Source organism: Mesorhizobium sp. M6A.T.Ce.TU.002.03.1.1, from assembly GCF_003997275.1.
Classification (GTDB): Bacteria; Pseudomonadota; Alphaproteobacteria; order Rhizobiales; family Rhizobiaceae; genus Mesorhizobium; species Mesorhizobium mediterraneum.
Genome location: NZ_RZTI01000048.1, coordinates 18,415 through 40,617, shown reverse-complemented (window position 1 = coordinate 40,617; position 22,203 = coordinate 18,415). Strand labels below are relative to the sequence as shown.

At 62.4% G+C, this 22,203-nt stretch carries 26 protein-coding genes and 1 pseudogene; 12 read left to right on the top strand and 15 right to left on the bottom strand.

The genetic code is table 11. The features are described from left to right. Positions 1–537: methionine biosynthesis protein MetW (metW, locus tag EOC93_RS16315; RefSeq protein ID WP_127205129.1), on the top strand; the 537-nt coding region annotated here is incomplete at its 5' end. Positions 538–552: 15 nt separating this feature from the next. Here metW and EOC93_RS16310 read toward each other — a convergent pair. After that, the gene (locus tag EOC93_RS16310; RefSeq protein ID WP_095485946.1) at positions 553–873 is read right to left on the bottom strand and encodes a DUF1330 domain-containing protein; all 321 of its coding nucleotides are present in this window, start codon (positions 871–873) and stop codon (positions 553–555) included. 241 nt (positions 874–1,114) lie between these two features. On the opposite strand from EOC93_RS16310, the pseudogene EOC93_RS35570 reads away from it, so the two are divergent. From EOC93_RS35570 to EOC93_RS16295, 4 genes and pseudogenes are all read left to right on the top strand, one after another. After that, positions 1,115–1,194: pseudogene (locus EOC93_RS35570) on the top strand (methionine biosynthesis protein MetW); the annotation flags it as partial. An 11-nt stretch (positions 1,195–1,205) separates the two neighbouring features. Then, entirely contained in the window at positions 1,206–1,388 is a 183-nt protein-coding gene (locus EOC93_RS16305) for a methionine biosynthesis protein MetW (protein ID WP_245329896.1), read from the top strand. 122 nt (positions 1,389–1,510) lie between these two features. Further along, the gene (locus EOC93_RS16300; protein WP_095485945.1) at positions 1,511–2,503 is read left to right on the top strand and encodes a glycosyltransferase; all 993 of its coding nucleotides are present in this window, start codon (positions 1,511–1,513) and stop codon (positions 2,501–2,503) included. A gap of 238 nt (positions 2,504–2,741) precedes the next feature. Further along, entirely contained in the window at positions 2,742–3,674 is a 933-nt protein-coding gene (locus EOC93_RS16295; RefSeq protein ID WP_095485944.1) for a glycosyltransferase family 2 protein, read from the top strand. A gap of 13 nt (positions 3,675–3,687) precedes the next feature. On the opposite strand, the gene EOC93_RS16290 is transcribed toward EOC93_RS16295, so the two are convergent. The 3 genes from EOC93_RS16290 to EOC93_RS16280 all read right to left on the bottom strand — a co-directional run bounded on the left by EOC93_RS16290 (position 3,688) and on the right by EOC93_RS16280 (position 7,424). Beyond that, entirely contained in the window at positions 3,688–4,500 is an 813-nt protein-coding gene (locus EOC93_RS16290; RefSeq protein WP_245461475.1) for a DUF1194 domain-containing protein, read from the bottom strand. 200 nt (positions 4,501–4,700) lie between these two features. Next, positions 4,701–6,527, bottom strand: coding sequence for an ABC transporter ATP-binding protein/permease (locus tag EOC93_RS16285; RefSeq protein ID WP_127205127.1), 1,827 nt, complete (start codon positions 6,525–6,527; stop codon positions 4,701–4,703). A 120-nt stretch (positions 6,528–6,647) separates the two neighbouring features. Beyond that, positions 6,648–7,424, bottom strand: coding sequence for a methyltransferase domain-containing protein (locus tag EOC93_RS16280; RefSeq protein ID WP_127205126.1), 777 nt, complete (start codon positions 7,422–7,424; stop codon positions 6,648–6,650). Positions 7,425–7,521: 97 nt separating this feature from the next. On the opposite strand from EOC93_RS16280, the gene gloB reads away from it, so the two are divergent. Together gloB and EOC93_RS16270 are read left to right on the top strand one after the other, a co-directional pair. Continuing rightward, positions 7,522–8,289, top strand: coding sequence for a hydroxyacylglutathione hydrolase (gloB, locus tag EOC93_RS16275; protein ID WP_127205125.1), 768 nt, complete (start codon positions 7,522–7,524; stop codon positions 8,287–8,289). 23 nt (positions 8,290–8,312) lie between these two features. Continuing rightward, the gene (locus EOC93_RS16270; protein WP_127205124.1) at positions 8,313–8,753 is read left to right on the top strand and encodes a cupin domain-containing protein; all 441 of its coding nucleotides are present in this window, start codon (positions 8,313–8,315) and stop codon (positions 8,751–8,753) included. On the opposite strand, the gene EOC93_RS16265 is transcribed toward EOC93_RS16270, so the two are convergent. Genes EOC93_RS16265 through EOC93_RS16255 form a run of 3 tightly spaced genes read right to left on the bottom strand, consistent with a single transcriptional unit; the run spans position 8,728 to position 11,100 of the window. After that, positions 8,728–9,396 (bottom strand): lysoplasmalogenase family protein, encoded by a 669-nt coding sequence (locus EOC93_RS16265; RefSeq protein WP_127205131.1) that lies wholly within the window; start codon positions 9,394–9,396, stop codon positions 8,728–8,730. The two genes, EOC93_RS16270 and EOC93_RS16265, sit on opposite strands and share 26 nt — an antisense overlap. Beyond that, on the bottom strand, positions 9,396–10,283 hold the full coding sequence (locus EOC93_RS16260; protein ID WP_127205123.1) for an EamA family transporter: 888 nt from the start codon (positions 10,281–10,283) through the stop codon (positions 9,396–9,398). Before EOC93_RS16260 ends, EOC93_RS16265 begins: the two co-directional genes overlap by 1 nt. Positions 10,284–10,311: 28 nt before the next feature. Next, positions 10,312–11,100: a DUF3108 domain-containing protein gene (locus EOC93_RS16255; protein ID WP_127205122.1), complete on the bottom strand. Its 789-nt coding sequence runs from the start codon at positions 11,098–11,100 to the stop codon at positions 10,312–10,314. A 254-nt stretch (positions 11,101–11,354) separates the two neighbouring features. Here EOC93_RS16255 and rpmB point away from each other — a divergent pair, with 254 nt between their 5' ends. From rpmB to EOC93_RS16240, 3 genes are all read left to right on the top strand, one after another. Beyond that, the gene (gene rpmB / locus EOC93_RS16250; RefSeq protein ID WP_006328411.1) at positions 11,355–11,651 is read left to right on the top strand and encodes a 50S ribosomal protein L28; all 297 of its coding nucleotides are present in this window, start codon (positions 11,355–11,357) and stop codon (positions 11,649–11,651) included. 81 nt (positions 11,652–11,732) lie between these two features. Next, positions 11,733–12,413: a queuosine precursor transporter gene (locus tag EOC93_RS16245; RefSeq protein ID WP_127205121.1), complete on the top strand. Its 681-nt coding sequence runs from the start codon at positions 11,733–11,735 to the stop codon at positions 12,411–12,413. A gap of 3 nt (positions 12,414–12,416) precedes the next feature. Further along, positions 12,417–13,118, top strand: a complete 702-nt coding sequence (locus EOC93_RS16240; protein ID WP_126104719.1) for a hypothetical protein — start codon at positions 12,417–12,419, stop codon at positions 13,116–13,118. Positions 13,119–13,159: 41 nt separating this feature from the next. Here the strand turns inward: EOC93_RS16240 and EOC93_RS16235 are convergent, their stop codons facing one another. The 4 genes from EOC93_RS16235 to EOC93_RS16220 all read right to left on the bottom strand — a co-directional run bounded on the left by EOC93_RS16235 (position 13,160) and on the right by EOC93_RS16220 (position 17,837). After that, positions 13,160–14,191 (bottom strand): esterase-like activity of phytase family protein, encoded by a 1,032-nt coding sequence (locus EOC93_RS16235; protein ID WP_095485932.1) that lies wholly within the window; start codon positions 14,189–14,191, stop codon positions 13,160–13,162. Then, positions 14,188–16,086: a cobaltochelatase subunit CobT gene (gene cobT, locus EOC93_RS16230; RefSeq protein ID WP_127205120.1), complete on the bottom strand. Its 1,899-nt coding sequence runs from the start codon at positions 16,084–16,086 to the stop codon at positions 14,188–14,190. Before cobT ends, EOC93_RS16235 begins: the two co-directional genes overlap by 4 nt. A gap of 11 nt (positions 16,087–16,097) precedes the next feature. Next, on the bottom strand, positions 16,098–17,084 hold the full coding sequence (cobS, locus tag EOC93_RS16225) for a cobaltochelatase subunit CobS (protein ID WP_095485930.1): 987 nt from the start codon (positions 17,082–17,084) through the stop codon (positions 16,098–16,100). 123 nt (positions 17,085–17,207) lie between these two features. After that, entirely contained in the window at positions 17,208–17,837 is a 630-nt protein-coding gene (locus EOC93_RS16220) for a J domain-containing protein (RefSeq protein WP_095485929.1), read from the bottom strand. Positions 17,838–18,030: 193 nt separating this feature from the next. On the opposite strand from EOC93_RS16220, the gene EOC93_RS16215 reads away from it, so the two are divergent. Next, the gene (locus EOC93_RS16215; RefSeq protein WP_127205119.1) at positions 18,031–18,333 is read left to right on the top strand and encodes a BolA family protein; all 303 of its coding nucleotides are present in this window, start codon (positions 18,031–18,033) and stop codon (positions 18,331–18,333) included. A gap of 3 nt (positions 18,334–18,336) precedes the next feature. Here the strand turns inward: EOC93_RS16215 and EOC93_RS16210 are convergent, their stop codons facing one another. The 4 genes from EOC93_RS16210 to EOC93_RS16195 all read right to left on the bottom strand — a co-directional run bounded on the left by EOC93_RS16210 (position 18,337) and on the right by EOC93_RS16195 (position 21,896). Then, positions 18,337–19,140, bottom strand: a complete 804-nt coding sequence (locus EOC93_RS16210; RefSeq protein WP_127205118.1) for an alpha/beta hydrolase — start codon at positions 19,138–19,140, stop codon at positions 18,337–18,339. Between the two features lie 82 nt (positions 19,141–19,222). Further along, complete coding sequence (locus EOC93_RS16205) at positions 19,223–20,116, bottom strand: transporter associated domain-containing protein (protein WP_127205117.1); 894 nt, start codon at positions 20,114–20,116, stop codon at positions 19,223–19,225. Beyond that, a complete protein-coding gene (aroB, locus tag EOC93_RS16200; RefSeq protein WP_127205116.1) occupies positions 20,113–21,294 on the bottom strand; it encodes a 3-dehydroquinate synthase in 1,182 nt (393 codons plus the stop codon). Before aroB ends, EOC93_RS16205 begins: the two co-directional genes overlap by 4 nt. Continuing rightward, complete coding sequence (locus tag EOC93_RS16195; RefSeq protein ID WP_127205115.1) at positions 21,291–21,896, bottom strand: shikimate kinase; 606 nt, start codon at positions 21,894–21,896, stop codon at positions 21,291–21,293. Before EOC93_RS16195 ends, aroB begins: the two co-directional genes overlap by 4 nt. Before the next feature lie 147 nt (positions 21,897–22,043). Between EOC93_RS16195 and EOC93_RS16190 the strand changes: the two genes are divergently transcribed. After that, entirely contained in the window at positions 22,044–22,196 is a 153-nt protein-coding gene (locus tag EOC93_RS16190; RefSeq protein ID WP_095485924.1) for a histidine kinase, read from the top strand. Positions 22,197–22,203 lie beyond the last annotated feature (7 nt).

Genomic DNA, 22,203 nt, shown 5'->3' with positions numbered 1-22,203 from the left:
GTCGGCTCCGGTGATGGTCTGCTGCTCGAATTGCTGCAGGCGACGAAGCAGGTCGACGGCCGCGGGATGGAACTGTCGCAACGCGGCGTCAACGAATGCGTGGCGCGCGGCCTGTCCGTCATCCAGGGCGACGCCGACAAGGACCTCAAATTCTATCCCGACAAGGGTTTTGATTTCGTCGTCCTGTCGCAGACCTTGCAGGCGACCCGCAACCCGAAGCTGGTGCTCGACGAGTTGCTCAGGATCGGCAAGCACGCCATCGTCTCCTTCCCCAATTTCGGCCACTGGCGGGTGCGCCTTTCGCTGTTCCTCGACGGGCGGATGCCGGTGACCAAGGACCTGCCATACTCCTGGTACGACACGCCCAACATCCATTTCTGCACCATCCGCGACTTCGTCAATCTCTGCGATGAGCTCGGCGCAACGGTGGAAAAGGCAACCGCGCTCGACGCCAATGGCCAGAAAATCGGTCTGTCGATGCCGTGGTGGTTCTGGAATTTCTTCGGCCAGCAAGCGGTGTTCTTGTTGAGACGATGACGGCCGCATTTCATCCTATCCGAGCACGTCGGTGGCCTTGTGCGGGTGCTGGACGCCGTCGACCAGGACCACATCGGACTGGGAATTCTCGGTGCGCAGGGGCAATATCTCCTGATAGGCGGGCGACTGGTACCATCCGCGCGCATGCTGCATGTCCGGAAATTCGATGATTACGAGGTGCCCCGGCCAGGTGTTTTCAACCACTTCCACCTCGCTGCCATGCACAATATAGCGCCCGCTAAACGGCTCCAGCGTTGCATCGATTTTCTGCAAATATTCGACAATCTGCGGCCCTAACGTGACTTGGTGCATATGGGCAACGGCGTAAGCGGTCATGGCTGAGATCCTTGCTGATCGAAGCCAACAATAGGCGGCTTCACGAACGACAATTGCCTATGCGCCCTACGGTGGTCGATTACCTCTGAAGTTATAAGAATGCATACAGGACCAACTCAGCGCATGACCCCTGAAGATTGTAGGCTTTCCGGACCGGCATCATGCGCCAGGCATTCGCGCGTGACTCCGAAAAGTTGCAGACTTTTCGGACCGGCATCATGCGCTAGCCAAAGGCACGATCATGAGTGTCAATCACGCCCAGCGCGTCGACCTCGAAGTCGTCGCCGACCTCATCCCGGCGCAGGCACGGGTGCTGGACGTCTGCTCCGGTGATGGCCTACTGCTCGAATTGCTGCAGGCGACGAAGCGACTTCGTCAACCTCTGCGACGAGCTCGGCGCGACGGTGGAAAAGGTAACCGCGCTCGACGCCAATGGCCAGAAAATCGGTCTGTCGATGCCGTGCTGGTTCTGGAATTTCTTCGGCCAGCAAGCGGTGTTCCTGCTGAAACGGTAGCTCGCTCCAAGGATTGCAGTGTTTCTTGATCAGCAGGCGTTGCTATGTATAACTAACCTGAACCGGTATCGTCGCGAGCCGCGTCGAACAAAGTGACCTCTGATAAATTTTGCGGTGTAAAGATGGTTGAAGAACAGCCAACTTATTCCCTCGTTGTGGAAATGGATAACGCCAAGTCGATCGACTGGGACGAGATCGGCGTTGCGTTGACTGCCTTGGCTCGAGAAATCGCCGTGGTTTCCTCAGCTGGTCTTGCAAGACCGCAGGTTGTCATCTCCCACGGCGGGCGAGATGAGGACGCCGCCTCGCTGCGTAGCAGTATCACAATTGAAGCGCCGCAGTTGGAACGGGTTGCCGACCTGATCTTCACCGCTTGCCCAGGCGGTCGATATTACGACCTCAAGAACAACGGCATCCTGTCAACCAATGGAGATATCGTTATCTTCATCGACTCGGATACCGTGGCAGAATCGGGCTGGCTCCCAACTCTGCTTGACCCGTTTCAAGATCCTGAAATTATTTGCGTGAACGGATATACATATCTTTCGTACGATGATTTCTTTTCCAGGACGTTCGCGCTGCTTTGGTTTTTCCCTATGCCTGAGGCAGATGCACGATTTGCTAACAAGCGAGCGATCAACGCCAATAACAGTGCCTTTCGGCGCGACTGGATTGTCAGCCATCCCTTTGCGAAACACAATGGATTCAAGGTTTCTTGCACTCTGCTGACGCATGAGCTTCGACGTGAAGGCCACAAAATTCTGAACGTCAACGCACGCGTCTATCATTACTCGCCACGTGGTTGGCGGTTCTTTTTCTGGCGCGCGTTGGTAACAGGCCGCGATGCCGACCGGAAGTTTGTGGAGCTGAAGTCGCCCAGTCGCACGCAGCGGATTGTGAAATCGTTCAGCCGATGGTTCACCATGTCGTGGCGCACAATGCGACGCGTAACTGGCCATGCCCGCCAGACAGGCATGCCGCTTTGGCAAATTCCATTATCTCTGATTGTCGGTCTGGCATTCTACAGCTTGGCGTTTTGGGGCCAACTCAGTTTCGCTGCGGGTCTCGTTGGCGACGAAATCGAAGTCGTGCCTGATTATGTCGGACATAGTTAGGCGCTGCTGCGTTCGTGGTTTCGGTCGTTTCTTTGAATGGGTTAGGAAGCGGCCACCAAGCGGCTCTAGCGTGGCATCAAGAATTCGCCAATGCCCGACGAGTTCCGCCGCAATACTTTGTGATGACATGATCGCTTCTTTTTTGTAGCGTCGAATCGAACGCAATCCTGGGGCGGGCATGGAAACGAACATCCAATCCATTCGATGGCTGTGGAACGCGGGGCGTAGCTGAGGCGACATGCCCGAGATGGACCCTGCTCCACTCATCACTGTGATCACGCCGACCCACAATCGGCGCAGCACGGTCTTGCGCGCCGTGGAGAGCGTGCTTGCGCAGAACCTTACCCGCTTCGAGCACATTGTCGTCGACGACGGCTCGACCGATGGCACGGAAGCGGCGCTGGCTGCCATCCGCGACCCTCGCCTTATCTATGTCGGCGCGAAATGGCGAGGCGCCAACGCCGCCCGCAATGCCGGCATCGAACGGGCGCGGGCGCCTGTGGTGACATTCCTGGATTCCGACGACGTCTACTTGCCGAACCGGCTGGAGCGGACACTGGCGTGGTTCGAGGAGAATCCGACGCTTGAAGTGCTCATCAGTTCGTTCGTGTCCCTGAAGGGCGACCGCAGCAGCAAATGCATCAACCGCGGCGCGTTCCTGACACGGAACACGCTGGAAAGGGCGTTGGTCGCGCAGACGATCTTCATAGCCGGATCGGCGATTACCGCCCGGCGAGAGGCCTTGCTGGCGATCGGCGGCTATGACAGCGACATCGCACGGATGCAGGATCGCGAGTTGCTGTTGCGCTTCGCCGGGCGCAGTGGCGCGCAACTGTCCGAAGAGGTCGACTGGAAAAAGTACAATTCGGAGAATTCGATTTCGCGACAACGCGACGGCTATGTCGAAGCCTACGCAAACCTGATCTGCAAACACCCCTACATCATCGACCGTTATCCCGACATTCCGCCTTACATGATCGCACGGCAGATCATCGCCGATACGATTAAGGGCAGGATTTCGCAGGCATTTGCCGGTTATCTGGCCAACCGATCGTCGAAAGCGCTCGGCTACTCGCTGCCGCAACTGTTGCGCGGCTATGTCGGCGGCCGGCGCTGGCGTCGTGATCTCTACGATGAGTTCCGCACCAAATATGGCGCACGGCCAGCCTGAGCCAAACAGAAGCTCATCGGTCAAGTTCCGGAAAATACGGATCGGAGAAAAACCGCCGGCCGCGCTCGCCTTGCAAACAGTCGACTGGTGCTGCCGCGCCGATCCGGATCGTTCCGGGACCGGCCTTGGGATCGGCCCAAGGGTCGGCAACACCGCTTACCTCTAGGACCAGCTTGCGGCGTATGGCGGTCACGAATTCGGAAGCGGCGTAGACCGGCAGCACGAAAGAGCCAGGCCCACCGGTAACGCACTCGGCATAGTATTGGTCGAGATGGCTGAAGCTGGGCGATGGGCTGATCAGGATCGGCAGGCCGTTGATGACGATGCCGTTTGCCACCGCGGCGTCGCGTGTCGTGGTGACGGGCATGCCGATGTTGTTGGGGCCATCGCCTGAAATGTCGATCACCCTGCGTGTCGCGTCGAAAGCGGTTCCACCGAGAAGCTTCGCGCCGAAGGCGAGCGCGCCGGAAATCGAGGTGCCGCGAAAGCTCCTGAACGGGCGGGCCTCGATCTTGTCGGCAAAAGCGCTGGCGCTCTCGGCGTTGTCGATGACCTGCCAGGCAATGAGCGCATCGTCGCGGACGGTGCCTGCCCATTCGAAATAGGCGAGCGCGATGCGGCCCTTCACACCCGAGCGTACCGCCTTGATGAAGTCGGGATGGCGCAGCGCCTCGACATAGCCGGCGCGCTGCAGGGCGAATTCCCTTTCGTCTATCGAGTGCGAAATGTCGACCGCCAGCACCAGTTCGACGTCCACGGCAATGGTATCGGCAGGCGCGGCCAGTGGTGCTGCCTGACCCCAGGCAAGGCAGGCAAGCAGGCTAATGCATGTCGCCCAAAAGTGCGCAGCGGTTCTGGGGTAACGACATGCATAGAAACAAAGACTTAAAGCGTGTCGCATGAATCTCTTCAACGGGACGCGCTTTAAGCGCGTCAAGCATGGGTTCAACGCCGCAGACCTCCGAGCGATACCGGCAATCTTTCGCTGCGATCACGGCGAAATAAAGCTTGGCTGGGTATGGCCGGCTATGTCTCTTGGTAGGCTGCGGCGACGGCCGGGGGAGGCTCGATCGCGCCGGCCCTGACACGGACTGGCTTGAGGGCTGGTCGGCCGACATCTCTCACGATCGCCAAAGAGCGCGGAAAGAATTCACTGTTATGTTGGCCACGGCCGATATTGAGGATCGCGGCGTCGGCAAGACGGGCCTCCAGCATCGACAGCACCCGCCTCAGCGTCGCGCCGTCGAACGTGTCCAAAGCCTCGTCGATGATCACCCATTTCGGCTGCCGCAGGACCAGCCGGGCAAAGGCAAGCAGGCGCTGCTCGTCATCGCTCAATTCACGCTCCCAGCGCGCGGAGCGGTCGAGCGAGGACGACAGACGCTCGAGACCGACGTCGGCAAGCACCGCCGAGATCTCGGCATCGCTGACAGCGGCATTAGCGTGGTCGAGCACCTCGCGCAGTGTGCCGAGCGGAAAATAGGGCTTGCGGGGAACGAAGGCGGGCACCTCTCCGGCCGGCATGCCGATCCGCCCGCTTCCCCACGGCCACAGACCGGCAATGGCGCGAAAGAACAGCGTCTTGCCGGCGCGCGGATCTCCGGTGATCATGACGCGCTCGCCGGCGCGGATTTCGACATGGGCCTCGGCGAGCTTCGTGCATCCATCCCGCGACGCAATCTCGAGTTTCTCGAATGTCAGCCTGCCATTCGGATTCTCGCCGATTGTGATGCGTTCTTCGGCGTCGTGCAGCACATCCGTTTCAACAAGCGCGATGCGGAAATCGGCGACGCGCATCAGCGTGGCGCGCCAATCGGCGATGCCGCCGATATTGTTGATGAACCAGCGCAACGAGGAATGCACCTGGTTGAAGGCGCCGACAGCCATCATCAGCCCGCCGAAGCTGATATCGCCGGCGAAATAGACCGGCGAGGCGACGAGGATCGGCGCGACGACAGTGATCCAGCCATAGGTGTCGGTCACCCAGGAAAGATTGATCTGGGCGCGGTAGATACGCCGCATCGCGCCCAGCACCGTGCCGAGGTCGAACTCCAGCCGTCGTCTCGCGTCGGCCTCGCCGTGCGCAAGCGCGATGGCATCGACATTCTCGTTGACGCGGACCACCGACGAGCGCAGCTCCGCTTCACGCGTATAGCGGTCGCTGTTGAAGCGGATGAGCGGCCGTCCGACCAGCCAGCTCAGCCAGGAGGCGGTGCCGGCATAGAGGATCGCGGCCCACACCATGTAGCCCGGAATGGCCAGCGAATAGCCGCCGATATGGAAGACGAAGCCCGAAGACAGCGACCATAAGACGCCGACGAAGGAAACAAGCAGAATAAACGACTGCAATAGCCCTATGCCGAGACCGGTAGAAAGATCGGAGAGATGCCCGGCATCCTGCTGCAGGCGCTGGTCGGGATTGACGCCGATGGCGCCGGCGTTGGCTAGCCGGAAGGCGCGCGCCGGCCGCATCCATTCACCGATCAGATCGAGGGTCAACGCCTCACGCAGCTTCAGCCGAATCATCTGGTCGAGCCAGGTCTGGCCGACATTGAGCACCACAAGCCCGCCGGCGATGGCGGCAAAGATCATAAGCTGGTGCAGAAAACCCTGCATGTCGCGCCGCGCCAGCGCGTCGTAGAAGGGCTCGTTCCAGCGATTGAGCAGGACCTGCCCGATCGAGGTTGCCACAATGACGGCGACTATGCCGATGCTGGCCCAGAGCAGTTGTTTGCGGATCGGCGAGGTACCCAGCGCCAGCTTGATTGTCGCCAGTTGGTCGCGCAGGCTGCTGGCCTCGATCGACGCGGCAATTGGCTTGGTTTTGGCCTCGACATCCGGATGATCAGCCATTGGTGAAGTCCTTGAATTCGAAAAGCGGTGCTGAAACCGGTGAACATGTCGGCTCAATCGGGTAGCAAACCCGCCCTCGACAGATAGGAGAGAAAAAGCGCGATTCCGATCACGAAAATGTCATCGACGGACTGGCAATGTTGCGTCCCCGGTCCGCGATATCCGGCCGAGCCTTGTGGCGCCATGCGGCGAGAAAACCGGCACGAAGACGCGGCGAGAGGCGCGCTGGACGACCGGCACGCCCTGATAGAGCCGCTTCTGCGCCTCGACCACGATGACGCCGGAAAAGATCGGCCAGAGCCTGCGGCCGGCGCGTTCCAGCACGTTGTGGAGCTGCATCATGAAGCGTCGCCGCGATGGTGGGAAAAACAGGGCATCGGACCAGGCGGCGGGCGTGAAGTTTGCTTCGCGCAGCAATTCGGTGAGCTGGCCGCGCGAGAAAGGCCGGCCGCTGCCGAACGGCGTATGCTCGAAACGGGCCCAGACACCGCGCCGGTTTGGCACGACGATGACGACGCGGCCGGCGGGCGACAGCACCCGCCAGATTTCGTTCAGCGTCTCGCGCGGATTCTCGGCATGTTCGAGTGAATGGACGAGCAGCATGCGGTCGATGGAGGCATCGACCAGCGGCAATTCCTCATCGAAGACCAGCGCGGTCGCGGTCGGCCCCGTGGCCGGCCAGACCACCGCGCCTTGCGTCGCCGGCATGAAGGCAAAGACCCGCTCTGCGTCGGTGCCGAACCGCTCCAGCCACGGCAAGGTGTAGCCCAAGCCGACCAGCCGCTCATTGGGCACAACAGCCCATATCGAGGACAACGCCATTGTGATCGAGCGTTCAGCCAATCGCCCGAGCGTGGTCGAATAGAAAGAGCGGAGATCGACGATATCGGAATGCATGCGCGGGACGGTATCTTCGATGCCGTCCAAGTTCAACAAAGGCGGATGACATCCGCGGGCAAGCGCCCTATGTCTGCGGCGATAAAGGAGAGATGCGATGCCGGTCGAAATCGAACAGTTCATGTGCCGCAGCGACAATTTCGGTGTGCTGGTGCACGACCCCAAAAGCGGCCAGACCGCGATTATCGACGCGCCGGAGGAGGCGCCGATCCTGGCTGCGATCGAGCGTACCGGCTGGACGCCGACGACGATCCTGACCACCCATCACCATGCCGACCATGTCGAAGCCAATCTGGCGCTGAAGGAACGCTTCAAGCTGCGCATCGTCGGGCCGGAGGCGGAAAAGGCCAAGATCCCCGGCATCGACGAAACCGTCGAGCAAGGCTCGGTCATCCACCTCGGCGAGGAGAGGATCGACGTGATCGCCACGCCCGGCCACACGGCGGGCCATGTCTCCTATCATCTGCCGGCGTCGAAAGTGGCGTTCACCGCCGACACGCTGTTCGCGCTCGGCTGCGGCCGACTGTTTGAATGCAAGCCGCCGGTGATGTACGATTCGTTGAAGAAGCTCGCGGCACTTCCGGCCGAGACGGTCGTCTATTGCGGCCATGAATACACGCTTTCCAACGCCCGCTTCGCGCTGACCGTTGACCCGACCAATTCGGCACTGAAGGAACGCGCCGCGAAAATCGAGGCGCTGCGCGCCGATGGCAAGCCGACGCTGCCGACCACGATCGGCGAGGAACTGTCGACCAATCCGTTCCTGCGCTGGCATGATCCGGCAATCCGCAAGCATCTCGGCATGGAGAGAGCATCCGACGTCGAAGTGTTCGCCGAGATACGCAAGCGCAAGGATAAGTTCTGAGCGCCATTTATGGTCTGGAAACCGTGACCACCTCCGCCGAAATCATCGCAACGCTCGGCCTGAAACCGCATCCGGAAGGCGGCTGGTATGCCGAGACCTTCCGCGATGGCGCAGAAGGCGCGCGCGGCCATTCGACCGCGATTTACTTCCTGCTGGAGCAAGATCAATTGTCGGCCTGGCACCGGGTCAAGGACGCGGCCGAGGTCTGGCACTTCTATGCCGGCGCCCCGCTGGCGCTGTCGATGCATGAGAAAGACGGGCCGGTGATCGAGCAGGTGCTCGGCACGGCACTGGCGGCCGGCGAGCGGCCGCAGATCGTCGTGCCGGCAGGCTGGTGGCAGTCGGCACGTAGCCTGGGCGAATGGACGCTGGTCGGCTGCACCGTGGCGCCGGGCTTCGATTTCGCGGCCTTCGAACTGGCCGAACCGGGGTGGAGTCCTAACCCAGCAGGAAACCCATCGTGATCCCCAGCTGGGCGGCGTAATACAGCGCCCAGACCGCGTAGCGCATCCAGGCGCGGTGCGGCGAGATGGCGGACAGCAGGTACTTTTCCGAGGCGAGCAGCCCGTCGGACGCCATGAATAGCACGGCGCCGCTGATAACCCAGAAATTGCTTAGGGTGAGTGCTGAAATCCCCATCGCAAGGATTGCCGCGATATAGACGCTGACCGGAAGGCGCAAGGCGGGACCGACGCGGCGCCAGAGCGCAAAAAGCATGGCGAGCGCGAACACGATCATTGCCACGGCAATCGCCGCACGCCACGGCTCGGCTGGGAGCAGGCCGATCCCACCGCCGAAACGCAGGAACAGCGCGATGTAAAGCCCATGCGCAACGAGAAAACTGGCCAACCCGCCGAGAAAAGCCTTTTCAGCGTCGCGCGACAGGAACGCATCGCCGGTGGCGCTGAGCGTCAGCGCCGCGACGAGCAGCCAGGGACCGCCCTGCAGCGATGCCAGCACGGCAAGCATCGCCACGGCCAGCGTCTTTGCCGCCGAGCGCGCCAGCGTTGGTGACATGTCGATGGTGAAGGCGTAGATCACGGCCGCCACCAGCGAAAACAGCAGCGTCGCATTGGCGTTGGCGTCGATGCCGCCGGGAAACGGCATCACGCCCCGGCCTCGCTCGTTGTCTGCTTGCGTAAGAACAGCGATTTCGCCGCAAGGGCTGCCCCGCCGGTGATCAGCACGCAGGCAGCGAGGATGCGCAAGGACGGCTCGGCGAAACCGGCTGATATCAGCACCAGCGTCGACAGCAGCGGCGCGGCATAGCTCGCCGCGCCCAGCACCTGGATGTTGCCGCGCTTGACGCCGATATCCCAGGCGTAGAAGGCCGCGCCCACCGGCATCAGCCCGAGGCCGAGCACGGCCAGCCACTGGCCGGCGCCGACGGGCAGCACCGTCTCTTCCAGCATGAGATGGCAGATAAGCGAAAGCGCTGCGGTAGCCGCACAGAACCAGGTGACGATGCTTGTAGGCACCGACGGGAAGCGCCGCGACAACAGCGAATAGGACGACCACAGCACGGCGCAGATGCCGGCCATCGCATAGCCGAAGGCATAATGTGCGTCGAAGGCAAGCCCGCCGCCCTTGGTGACGATCAGGAAAGTGCCGGCGAGACCGAGCAGCGCGCCGACGACGTGGTTCCAGGCCAGCCGCTCGCCTGGCATCAGCGCCGACCCGAGCACAATCAGCAGCGGCCATAGATAGGCGATGAGGCTCGCCTCCACCGCCGGCGCGTTGCGCAGCGCGGTGAAGTAGAAGAAATGATAGCCGAACAGGCCGGCAATGCCGATCACCCACACTCGGCGCGGTATCTTCTCGCTCCTGTCGGCGGCCGGCATGAACAGCCGCGCGACGAGCCCGACACCGGTGCCGATTGTGAAGGTGATCGCCGAGAGCAGGAACGGCGGCACCGCGCCGGAAGCGTCCGTAAGCAGCGCCAGCAGCGCCCACATGGCGACCGCCGAGAAGCCGATCAGTGTTGCGCGCCCCATATCCGTCTCCGGCGGCGCGCGATCGCGCCTATTCTGTTGCTTCGAACCGCTCCGCGCTGACGGTGAGAGTGCCGATTTTCGTCGTGACCGTGGCGTGGATCGGCGCATATACGCCGGTTTGGCCAAGCGGCGCAAACGTCACCATGATGCGGCTGCGCTTCTTCAAGTAATTCAATGCCTTGCGGTTCTTGCGATAACCCGCCACCGGCTCAAAACCCATCCTGCAAGTGACGGTATCGCCCTTGTAGCCGCGCACCGAGGTCGAGCCCTTCGAATCGTAGGTCAGCGTCAGATTGGCGCGCATCTCGCCGTCGTAGAGTTTCACCGTGCGCCCGCAGACCTCGTCGAGACTATCGGCATGGATCACGGTGGCGGCCATCGGATCGAGCACCGACGCGAGATCGCCGGCGCCCAGCGGTATCCAATTCTTCGGATTGCGCTTCTTCGGCGCCGGCACGACCTTTGTCGCGGTAACAGTGCCATTGGCGAACTGTATATCGATCATCGACGCCTTCTCGCCCGACTTGTAGTCGGCGCGGAACGCCTGCGGCTGCAATCGCTTGCCCAAAATCTTGCCCTTTGACGAGATCGTGCCACGCGTGTCGTCGAACATTGTGGCGAGGCCGGCGCTGGAGACGCTGCCGTCGATCGAATAGGTGTCGCCTTGGTAACTGCTGGAAAAGGTTGCCTTCGCCACAGAGAGGCCGAGGATCGACACCGTATACTCGCCCTTGAAGGATTGCGGCGTGGCGGCGGACGTTGCCGCCGGCGCCGCAACTGCAAGCAAGGCAGCAAGAGCATGAGACGAACGAAGCATGGCGGGATCGGTCCTCGATTTTTGACCGGAGATGGCAACTCCGGCCTGGCATGTCCCTGTGCGACCGCTTATAGGCTGAATTCCGGCCTTTATGTGAAAGGCGCCGTCACACCATGCGCAAGCCGGAGCTTGACGCATCGGCGAAATGCAACTAAGGAACGCCAACTTTTCCATAAGGCCGCCTGACCGAAACCGCGCGCCACCCGGCGCGGGCTCAAAGGTTTGGCCAGACCGAGAACTGAAGGTTTAGAACCATGTCCCGCACCTGCGAACTCACTGCCAAGGCAGTCATGTCCGGCAACAATGTGAGCCACGCCAACAATAAGACCAAGCGTCGCTTCCTGCCGAATCTCGTCAATGTGACGCTGATCTCGGAAGCGCTGAACCAGAATGTGCGCCTGCGCATTTCCGCCAACGCGCTGCGTTCGGTCGAGCATCGCGGCGGCCTTGATGCGTTCCTGGCCAAGGCCGACGCCAAGGAGTTGTCGCAGCGCGCCCGCCTGCTGAAGAAGCAGATCGCCAAGAAGCTGGCCGAACAGCCGGCCGCTTAATTTTTCAGGCGGCTGCCTTCCAAGGAGTGTCGTCCGAACTCGGTATGACACCCCGCTGGTTCCATTACCCAGGATAAAAAAATGAGTTTTTTCTCCCGATATCTGCCCTTTGTTGCGGCCATGGCGCTTGTCGTGGTGGCGTCGAACATCCTCGTGCAGTTTCCGGTGCAAGGTGCGATCGGCGGCCTGTCGCTGGCCGACATTTTGACCTGGGGCGCCTTCACCTATCCCTTCTCGTTCTTGGTCACCGACCTTGCCAATCGCCGCTACGGCCCGGCCGTGGCGCGCCGGATCGTCTTTGTCGGCTTCATGGCGGCGGTGATCTGCTCGATCCTCATCCCGCCCTTGCTGTTCCGCCACGGCCTGATCGAATTCGAGACGGCCGCCGACCGGCTGGTGCGCATTGCGGCGGCTTCCGGCGCCGCGTTCCTGATCGCGCAATTGCTCGACGTGACCGTATTCAACCGGCTGCGCCGGCAGAGCTGGTGGCGCGCGCCGATCGTCGGCACGCTGGTCGGCTCGGTGTTCGACACCGCCGTGTTCTTCACCGTCGCCTTTTCGGCGGCCTTCGCCTTCGCTGGCCCGAACGATGGCTTCGCGCTCGAAACCGCGCCGCTGATGGGCGTGCTGTCGGTCGAGACCATGCGCTGGGTGTCATGGGCGCTCGGCGACCTCGGCGTGAAGCTGATCATCGCCGTGGTGGCGCTGATCCCCTATCGGCTGCTTGCCGCCCGCTGGAGCCAGCCGGCACTGGCGGCATAGGCAGTGATCCCATGGGTCCAGCTCGACACTGCAAAAACGCCTGACGGCGGCCAGGAGCTTCGCCTGAAACGGCGCGGCGCCGAGTTCTCGATCATGCTTGGCTCGAACGAGCTGATGAACAGCCGCCTCAGCGGCTCCGAGGAAGCGCTGGCCAGCCTGACTTGCCAAAGGATTGCCGGCCGCAGCCAGCCGAAAATCCTGATCGGCGGGCTGGGCATGGGCTTCACGCTGCGCGCTGCCCTTGCCGAGCTTGGCGCCGATGCCGGTATCGTTGTTGCCGAGTTGGTGCCCGCCGTCGTGGCGTGGGCGCGCGGCCCGATGGCCTCGGTGTTCGGCGGCTGTCTCGACGATCCGCGTGTGATTGTTCGCGAAGCGGATGTCGGGCAGCTCATGCGATCGGAAGCCTCTGCCTGGGATGCCATTCTGCTCGACGTCGACAACGGGCCGGAAGGAATCGTCCACAAGGCCAACGATGCTCTTTACAGTCTAGCCGGGTTGAACAGCGCGAGAGCAGCGCTCAAGCCCGGCGGCGTACTGGCGGTCTGGTCGCAGGGACCCGACAGCGGTTTTACCCGCAGGCTCAAGCAGGCAGGCTTCGCGGTCGAGGAAGTCAAGGTCCGCGCCAACGGCAAGCGTGGCGCGCGCCACGTCGTCTGGGTCGCGATCAACGGACTCCGGCCTGCGGCAGCCAGCGCGAAGCTTTAGATTTCTTTTCGGCTTATCGGCCATCCCTCGCCGACCGCCTCTCAATCCTCGTGCAGGACGAATTCCAGGTAGAGGTTGCGTTGCAGCATCGAGTGGTTGTCGTCCGAGATCAGCGACACCATCAGCGCGCCATCGTCGCGGGTCCAGACGTCGAGCCCTTCCATATTGTCGATCTGGTAGGCCATGTCGGCTTCCATCAGCACCGGCCCGTCGGCGACGGCGCCCTTCTCGACGCTTTCACCATAGATGCGCCTCAGCCGCATCTTGACGCCGCCGGCCATCGAGAAGCTGCGCTCCAAAAGCAGAAGGTCGCCGTCCGGCAGGAACGCACCGTCGGTGATGTCGAATTCACCGTTGCGCTTGACGGTGAAGACGCCCTTGTGCGGCCCTTCGATGACAGCCGCATAGATGTTGCCTGATTTGTCGAGGCTCTTTTCCGACACCACGACCAGCCCGCCCTCGTGCTGCCCGTGAGGATTGGCATGGGTGCCTGTCTCAAAGCCGCGATTCCGACGAAGCTCCCAGGCCGGAATCAGGAAGTCCAGTTGCTTCAACGGCGCCTTCATATCGTGCGGATCGAATTTGAACTGGGCGACACGGTGATTGCGCTCGAAGCCGACCGTGGCAATGCCGTCCTTGACCGCAAGGCCTTCGGCGTCGACCTCCCATTTCTCGTCGATCGGCTGGCCTGATGCGTCGATCATCTGCTGCATGCGGAAATTCTGGATGCCCGACGGGCGCTTGTCGGCATCATGAGTGACCGTGCCGAAGAACCAGAAACCGGTGTCGGCGACGCCGATGAAATCACTGCCGGGCTTGAGGAAGCGAAACGCCGACAGCGCGCCGAAATCGCGTGACGGCGAAGTCATTTCCAGCCCGCCGACGAATTCGAGCGGACCGAACCGCTTTTCGTCACGGCCGATGTGAAACCGGGTTATCGGCCGTGCCGAGATTTCGATCGGCTCGACCGAAACAGGGCCGACTGCGATGGAAGGCGACAAGGCGATGCCGGCAAAGAACAGCGCTGTGGCGGCGAAAAGCGTCTGCCGAAAGCCGCCCCGCAAAAAAATCATCCGGCACGCCGCATGCCGCCGCGTCGCGTGTCCCGCGCGCTTTCCTCGCCAAACAGCGAAGCGAGCTGCTCGGTCATGGCGCCGGCCAGTTCCTCGGCGTCGACGATGGTGACGGCGCGCCTGTAATAGCGGGTGACGTCGTGGCCGATGCCGATGGCCAAGAGCTCGACCGGCGAGCGCGTCTCAATCAGTTCGATGACGGCGCGCAGATGCCGTTCGAGATAGTTGCCCGGATTGACCGACAGTGTCGAATCGTCGACCGGCGCGCCGTCCGAGATCATCATCAGGATCTTGCGCTGCTCAGGCCGGGCGATCAGGCGGTTATGCGCCCACAGCAACGCCTCGCCGTCGATGTTTTCCTTAAGCAGGCCCTCGCGCATCATCAGGCCCAGATTGCGGCGTGCCCGCCGCCACGGATGGTCGGCGGATTTGTAGATGATGTGGCGCAAATCGTTGAGCCGCCCGGGATTCGGCGGCTTGCCTTCCTTCAGCCATTTCTCGCGTGCCTGACCGCCCTTCCAGGCGCGGGTGGTGAAGCCGAGGATCTCGACCGAGACGCCGCAGCGCTCCAGCGTCCGCGCCAGAATGTCGGCGCAGGTGGCGGCGACCGTGATCGGCCGGCCGCGCATCGAGCCCGAATTGTCGAGCACCAGCGTCACCACCGTGTCGCGGAATTTGGTGTCCCGTTCCTGCTTGAAGGACAGCGGCTGCATCGGATCGATGACGACGCGCACCAGCCGCGCCGGATCGAGATAACCCTCTTCGAGATCGAAATCCCAGGACCGGTTCTGCTGCGCCATCAGGCGGCGCTGCAGCCGGTTGGCCAGCCGGCCGACAACGCCCGACAGGTTGGCGAGCTGCTTGTCGAGGAAGGCGCGTAGCCGATCCAGCTCCTCTTCCTCGCACAGGTCTTCCGCACCCACCGTCTCGTCGAAGGCGGTGGTGAAGACCTTGTAGTCGATCTCCTTCGACAGATTGGCGAAGGGATTGTCGTTGCGGCGCGCCTCGCCGGGCGTCTCGGCATCGGCGTCGTCATCGTCGGACAGATCGTCGGCGGTGGCATCGGATGCCTCCGTCTCGGCCGACTGCTCGTCGTCGGACGACGCCTCGGTGTCGTCGGACTGCGACTGCTCGGAGCCGGAATCGTCCTCGCCGCCCTCCTCGCTCTGCTCCTCGCCTTGCGGCTGGTTGTCGTCATTGTCCTCGGAGTCTTCGGTCTCCTGGTCGTCGCCGAGCTCCTCGGCCATTTCCATGGAAGCCAGCATCTCGCGCACGACACGGGCGAAGGCCTGCTGGTCGTCGAGCTTTGCCGACAGCCCGTCGAGATCAGCGCTGGCCTTCTCCTCGACCCACGGGCGCCAGAGGTCGACCAGCCGCTCGCCGCTCTTCGGAACAGTGCGGCCGGTCAGCTTTTCGCGCACCATCAGGGCCAACGCCTCCTCGATCGGAGCATCCGCCTTGTCCTTGACGTCGATGAGGTTGGCCCTGGCGTATTTGTCCTCGAGCATCAAGCCGATATTGTCGGCCACACCTTGCATGGCGCGGGAGCCGATCGCCTCGACGCGGGCCTGCTCGACCGCATCGTAGATGGCGCGCGCCTGTTTGCCCTCGGGCGCCAGCCTGGTGTGGATGCGCGCGTCGTGGCAGGCGCGCTTCAGCGCCATGGAATCGCCGAGACCGCGGGTGATGGCGATATCGGCCTTCGACGCCTTCTTCGGCAGCTCGGGCAAGCGGGCGCGGCTGCCAGCGAGCGCCGGCCGGTCCTTGGCGAAACCGACTTCGAGTTCCTTGTCGCCGGCGATGGCGCGCATGCAGACGGTGACGGCGCGCTTGAAGCCGTCGGCTTCAGACCCCGTCTTCGACTTGTTGCGCGTGTTGTCGCCCGGACCCGCCATCGAGACCCTGCTTAGCCCAGCACCACATTGGCGGCGCTCTCCGGCAGATCCTCGCCGAAGGCGCGCTGGTAGAACTCGGCCACGAGCGAGCGTTCCAGCTCGTCGCACTTGTTGAGGAAGGTCAGCCGGAACGCCATGCCGATATCGCCGAAGATCTCGGCATTCTCGGCCCAGGTGATGACCGTGCGCGGGCTCATGACAGTCGAAAGATCGCCGTTGATAAAGGCCGAACGCGTCATGTCGGCGACACGCACCATCTTGTTGACGATCTCCTTGCCCTTGCCGTCGCGATAGTGCTTGGCCTTGGCCAGCACAATGTTCACCTCATTGTCGTGCGGCAGATAATTCAGCGTGGTGACGATCGACCAACGGTCCATCTGCGCTTGGTTGATCTGCTGGGTGCCGTGATAGAGACCGGTGGTATCGCCCAGCCCGACCGTGTTGGCGGTGGAAAACAGCCGGAATGCCGGATGCGGGCGGATAACCCGGCTCTGGTCGAGCAGCGTCAGCCGGCCGGACGATTCCAGCACGCGCTGGATGACGAACATCACGTCCGGACGGCCGGCATCGTATTCGTCGAAGCACAGCGCGACATTGTGCTGATAGGCCCAGGGCAGGATGCCGTCGCGAAACTCGGTGATCTGCAGCCCGTCCTTGACGACGATCGCATCCTTGCCGACGAGATCGATACGGCTGACATGGCTGTCGAGATTGACGCGCACGCACGGCCAGTTGAGACGGGCGGCGACCTGCTCGATATGCGTCGATTTGCCGGTGCCGTGATAGCCCGACACCATGACGCGGCGGTTGTAGGCGAAGCCGGCGAGGATCGCCATCGTCGTGTTCTTGTCGAACAGATAGTCCGGATCGATGTCGGGCACATGCTCGCTCGTCACCGAGTAGGCCGGCACCACCATCTTGGACTCGAAGCCAAATTTCTCCTTCACCGACACCGTGGTGTCGGGCAGGTTGGCGATGTCGCGATCGACCTTGTTCATCACTATCAACGTCTCCACGGGCGAAACGCCTGATTTCGCCGGCAATCTATTTTGTCCGGGGGCGGTCTTAGAGCCTTTTCCAACCTTATGAAAGTTGGAAAACGACACGAACCGTAAGGTCGCTCAGCACAATCCTGCCTGCTTGAGCACGCGATATGCCTGGAGCACATCGCGGAACCGGTCTTCCGAACCTCTGTCGCCGCCATTCGCATCCGGATGGTGGCGTTTCACCAGTTCCTTATAGCGCGCCTTGATATCCTTGCCAGTCGCCTTTGTATCAAGGCCAAGCGTTTCCAGCGCCTTGGCCTCAAGCGGCTTGGCCTTGCGCTCGCGCACCTCGCGCGGATCCTTCGGACCTTTGAACAGGTCGAACGGATCGCGCATGCGGTTGTAGTAGCCGGCGCGGCCGGAACGCTGCTGGGCAAAATCAGGCGAGGAGCGCGTCGAGGCGCCGTTGACGCCCATCTTCCATGTCGGCCGGTGGCCGGTCATCGCCTCCTTCTGGAAGCGGGCGATCTCGGTGTCGGGGACACCGGAGAAATAATTGAAGCCTTTGTTGTACTCGCGCACATGATCGAAGCAGAACTGAAAATACTCGCCCTCCTTCATGCGCCCGACTGGCGCGCGATGGGTGCCGGCCTCCTTGCAACCGTCCCACTGGCAGATCGGCGAGCGCGACTTCAGCTCCGCATCCTTCTCCGGGCGGATGCGGATTTTCTCGAAATATTTGGGGTACGGTTTCATCTCACCCATTTATGGGCTGTTCGCCGGTGCGAAACAAGAATTGACATTTTCGCGATGATCGCCCTAACCGCTGAATCGCGGCATAAAGCGGGCGATTGGCGAATTTTGTCGCGGCGACGGCTTTACGCGTCCTCCTGGACGCGCAAAGAGCACCGATTTTCGGGGGTCATACGCCAGCCATATGTGGTGAAGGGAAATACGAATGTCCATACAGTCAACGATGGAAGGCAAGTTGAAGAAGGCGTTCTCGCCGGAGCGGCTGATCATCATCAACGAAAGCCATCTCCATGCCGGCCATCACCATCAGGACTCCGACCATCACGGCACCTATGACGGCACCGGCGAGACGCATTTCCGCGTTCGCATCGTCTCCTCAGCCTTTGCCGGCATGAGCCGCATCGAACGCCACCGCGCGGTCAACGAATTGCTGGCCGACGAGCTGAAGGCCGGTGTCCATGCGCTGGCGATCGAGCCGGCCGCGCCGGACGAAAAGACCAGGTGGTAGGCATCAGCCGAGCGCTGCCTTCAGGAAAATCATCACCGCACGGGTCAAGGCGTCGCCCTCGTCGCCGAAATCGCGATTGATCGACGTGTGCGAATAGGCGCTGCCGTCGAACAAAATGACTTCCGTTCCGGTTGCCCGCAGGCGCTCGGCGAAGGCCTGTGAGGCTGCCGCACGACCCGATGCGCGCGAATAGGCGACGAAGGCCGGCGGATGCTTGCGGCTCCCGGCATGGAAGGCTGGCGACAGCGCGCGCCATTGCGCCGGATCGGGAAAGGCCCTGGCATAGGCCCGCGTCATGCCGCCGCTCCTCGCAAGCGCCTCCAGATCATAGGCCTTGGTATCGTTCAGAACCAGCGCCGCAACGCCGGGCAGACCGCCGCGCAGCCCGGTCAACGCAGCGAGATAGCAGCCGGCCGAATGGCCCATGACCGCTATCCGGTTCGGATCGCCGCCGTGTCTGGCGATGTTGGCGCGCACGTAGCGATATGCCTGCTCGACATCGTCGGCCTGGGTGGCGACATCGGCCTTAGGCAGCATCCGATAGTCGATGGAGACGAAGCAGAAGCCATTGTCGAGCAGGAAGTCCGGCTTAACGTCGACGTTGGTGCGGTTGCCGGCCCGCCAGGCACCGCCATGGATAAAAATGACCACAGGCAAGCCGGTTGCGCCATCGCGCGAGTAGATGTCGAGCTTGGCCGGTCCGTAGTCGAACGTTTGCGGAGACGGCGAGCGCCGGCGCGATGACGCTGAAGCGCTGGCAGGCAGCAAAGCCATCGACATCAAAAGCAGGGTTCGCCGATCGATCACCGTCATCTCCAGACAGCCCAGTCGAAAGTGCACGCTGGCGCGGCGAGCGTCCAGTCAAGGATTGGTTAGCCGGGACAAGAAGCTAAATGTCGCCGGCCGGCCTGATCCTCAGCCTTGCGATCCGGTTCTTGTCGCGCTTCATGACGACGAAGCGCTTGCCGTGAAAGGTGAAAGCCTGCTTCTCGTCCGGGATCAATTGCGTCTCGTGGATGACGAGACCGGCAATGGTGGTGGCTTCCTCGTCCGGCAGGTCCCAGTCGAGTGCCCGGTTCAGGTCGCGGATCGGCACAGTACCGTCGACGACGACGGAGCCGTCGGCTTCCTGCTTGACGCCCTGAATGTCGATATCGTGCTCGTCGGCGATCTCGCCGACGATCTCCTCGATGATATCCTCCAGCGTCACCAGTCCCTCGACCTCGCCATACTCGTCGACGACGATGGCGAAATGCGCCTTGCGACGCAGGAAGGCATTGAGCTGTTCCTGCAGCGTCGTGGTGTCGGGCACGAACCACGGTTTTGTCGCGATCTTCATCACGTCGATCTGGGAAAAGTCGTTGCCGACATCGTTCAGCGCGCGCAGCAGGTCCTTGGCATGCAACACACCGACGATGTTGTCGAGTGAGCCCTTCCACAAGGGCATGCGGGTATGCGGGCTCTGCAGGATCTCGCGCACCACCGCTTCCGGCGGATTGTCGGCGTTGACCGAGCGCATATTGGTGCGGTGGACCATGACATCGGACACTTCGAGCTCGTCGAGATCGGACAGGCGGCCGATGCGGGCGCGATCCTCGCGCACCGCCTGGCCATTGCGCCGAACATCATCGACGGCGCCGCGCGGTTCATCATGGTTCGAATGCTGCGGCTCGATGCGCTGCAGTTCATAGCCGAAGGCGGCGAGCAGCCGCGCGCGAAAGGCGAAAGCGAGCAAGCCGAGCCCGGCCAGGACAGCAGCGACAATCCAGCCGGTGTCGTTCATCCCGGGCGGCTTTTCTGCTGACCCGGGCGGCTTTTCTGCTGACCCGGACGGCTGTGCTGACCCGGATGGTTCTCCCTTAGAAACGACAGCACTTCCGACGCCGGCACGTCCCTGGCGATGAAGGCCTGGCCGATGCCGCGCGTCAGGATGAAGGTCAGCGCGCCGCGCGACACCTTCTTGTCCTGGGTGATGAAGGCGAGCAGCGCCTCGGCATCAGGCAGTTCGCCCGGAATGTCGGTCATGCGCCAAGGCAGGCCGACGGCGCGAAGGTGCGCCTCGACCCGCGCCGCATCGTCGGGACTTGCCAGATTGAGCCTGGATGAAAAGCGATAAGCCAGCGCCATGCCGATGGCGACCCCCTCACCGTGGACGAGACGGGCGCTGTCATAGCGGGTGGCGGCCTCCAGCGCGTGACCGAACGTGTGGCCGAGATTGAGCAACGCGCGGTCGCCGGTCTCGAACTCGTCGCGGGCGACGACATCGGCCTTGGCGCGGCAGGCTTCGGCGATGGCTTCGGCCCGCTCCGGGCCGCCGGCAAACACTTTGCCCCAGTTTTCCTCCAGCCAGGCGAAGAAGCCAGGGCGATCGATGAGCCCGTATTTGGCGAGTTCGGCATAACCGGCCCTAAATTCCCGGATCGGCAGCGTGTCAAGCACTTCGGTATCGGCCAGCACCAGTTTCGGCTGATGGAAGACGCCGACGAGGTTCTTGCCGCGCGCGCTGTTGATGCCGGTCTTGCCGCCGACCGAAGAGTCGACCTGCGCGAGCAGCGAAGTCGGTATCTGCACGAAATTCATGCCGCGGCGCACGATGCCGGCGGCAAATCCGGCCAGGTCGCCGATGACACCGCCGCCGAGCGCGATGACGACATCGCCGCGCTCAAGCCTGGCTGCCAGCACGCCGTCCACCACCTCCTCGAGATGCGCGAAACTCTTGGTCTTTTCCCCAGCCGGCAACGTGATGACGGCAGGCTGAATGCCGCCCTTTTCGAGGCCGGCCTTCAACGTTTCGAGGTGTGCTGCGGCGACATTGTCGTCGGTGACCACCGCGGCGCGCGTGCCTGGAAGGCGACGCGAAATCTCGGTGCCCGCGCGCGAAAGCAGGCCGGAGCCGATTAAAATGTCATAGGCACGATCGCCAAGCCCGACTTCGACGGTGACTGTCGCATTGACGCTCACGACCGCACCTCGCCTGTCGCGGCCGCAACGCCGAAATACCCGCAAAGCGCGCTCACCACCTCGGCCGCAATGACCTCCTTGCGATCGTCGCGGGTCGGCACGGTGACATCGGCGCCTGCGTAGACCGGATAGCGCTCGGCCATCAACCGCTCGATCACGGCGCGGGGATCGGCGCTTTTCAAGAGCGGCCGGTTCTGCTTCTTGGAAACGCGGTCCATCAAGAGATTGATATCGGCCTTCAGCCATACCGACACGCCATGGCCGGCGATCGCCTCCCGCGTCTGCGCGCTCATGAAGGCGCCGCCGCCCGTCGACAGCACCTGCGGGCCGTGCTCCAGCACGCGCAGGATGACGCGCTGCTCGAGCGCCCGGAACTCGGTCTCGCCATAGCGTTCGAACAATTCGGGGACGCTCATGCGCGACACGCTTTCGATCTCCTGATCGCTGTCGATGAAAGGCAGTCCCAGGATCCCCGCCACCTTGCGGCCGATCGCCGTCTTGCCGGCGCCCATGAGGCCGACAAAGACGATGGAACGGTTGCCCAGCCGGCTGAGCAGCGCGGCATGGCTCTCGTCAGGAGGATTTGCTGGTAGCGCGCTCATACGGACCTCGTTGCCGGCGTATCGACATCAAAAGCCTGTTTGCGTCAAGCGTGGCGCGCGCCGAGCTTCGTCCTTGAATTGGCCGGATTGGCGTCTCATAAGGGCACAGGGTTTGGAAACGCAGAACAAGAAGACGGGCGAAAATTGATGCCGACACTGTTCCGCTTTGTCGTGACGCTCACGATTCTGGCCGGCATTGTCTATGGCGCGATGTTCGCTCTGGCGATGTTCGTCGAGCCGAGAAAGGCCGAAATGAGCGTGCGCATTCCTCCGGAAAAGCTCAATCCCAAGAAAAACTGATCCCAGG

Bases quoted from the DNA above. Each gene is read 5' to 3' on its own strand.
- EOC93_RS16190 (WP_095485924.1), top strand. From the start codon at position 22,044: ATGCCGACACTGTTCCGCTTTGTCGTGACGCTCACGATTCTGGCCGGC.
- gloB (WP_127205125.1), top strand. From the start codon at position 7,522: ATGCCGGTCGAAATCGAACAGTTCATGTGCCGCAGCGACAATTTCGGT.
- EOC93_RS16310 (WP_095485946.1), bottom strand. From the start codon at position 873: ATGACCGCTTACGCCGTTGCCCATATGCACCAAGTCACGTTAGGGCCG.
- rpmB (WP_006328411.1), top strand. From the start codon at position 11,355: ATGTCCCGCACCTGCGAACTCACTGCCAAGGCAGTCATGTCCGGCAAC.
- EOC93_RS16195 (WP_127205115.1), bottom strand. From the start codon at position 21,896: ATGAGCGCGCTACCAGCAAATCCTCCTGACGAGAGCCATGCCGCGCTG.
- EOC93_RS16260 (WP_127205123.1), bottom strand. From the start codon at position 10,283: ATGGGGCGCGCAACACTGATCGGCTTCTCGGCGGTCGCCATGTGGGCG.
- cobS (WP_095485930.1), bottom strand. From the start codon at position 17,084: ATGAACAAGGTCGATCGCGACATCGCCAACCTGCCCGACACCACGGTG.
- EOC93_RS16280 (WP_127205126.1), bottom strand. From the start codon at position 7,424: ATGCATTCCGATATCGTCGATCTCCGCTCTTTCTATTCGACCACGCTC.
- EOC93_RS16265 (WP_127205131.1), bottom strand. From the start codon at position 9,396: ATGCCGTTTCCCGGCGGCATCGACGCCAACGCCAATGCGACGCTGCTG.
- EOC93_RS16305 (WP_245329896.1), top strand. From the start codon at position 1,206: ATGGCCTACTGCTCGAATTGCTGCAGGCGACGAAGCGACTTCGTCAAC.
- EOC93_RS16220 (WP_095485929.1), bottom strand. From the start codon at position 17,837: ATGGGTGAGATGAAACCGTACCCCAAATATTTCGAGAAAATCCGCATC.
- EOC93_RS16285 (WP_127205127.1), bottom strand. From the start codon at position 6,527: ATGGCTGATCATCCGGATGTCGAGGCCAAAACCAAGCCAATTGCCGCG.
- EOC93_RS16205 (WP_127205117.1), bottom strand. From the start codon at position 20,116: ATGAACGACACCGGCTGGATTGTCGCTGCTGTCCTGGCCGGGCTCGGC.
- EOC93_RS16245 (WP_127205121.1), top strand. From the start codon at position 11,733: ATGAGTTTTTTCTCCCGATATCTGCCCTTTGTTGCGGCCATGGCGCTT.
- EOC93_RS16235 (WP_095485932.1), bottom strand. From the start codon at position 14,191: ATGATTTTTTTGCGGGGCGGCTTTCGGCAGACGCTTTTCGCCGCCACA.
- cobT (WP_127205120.1), bottom strand. From the start codon at position 16,086: ATGGCGGGTCCGGGCGACAACACGCGCAACAAGTCGAAGACGGGGTCT.
- EOC93_RS16295 (WP_095485944.1), top strand. From the start codon at position 2,742: ATGCCCGAGATGGACCCTGCTCCACTCATCACTGTGATCACGCCGACC.
- EOC93_RS16215 (WP_127205119.1), top strand. From the start codon at position 18,031: ATGTCCATACAGTCAACGATGGAAGGCAAGTTGAAGAAGGCGTTCTCG.
- EOC93_RS16300 (WP_095485945.1), top strand. From the start codon at position 1,511: ATGGTTGAAGAACAGCCAACTTATTCCCTCGTTGTGGAAATGGATAAC.
- EOC93_RS16255 (WP_127205122.1), bottom strand. From the start codon at position 11,100: ATGCTTCGTTCGTCTCATGCTCTTGCTGCCTTGCTTGCAGTTGCGGCG.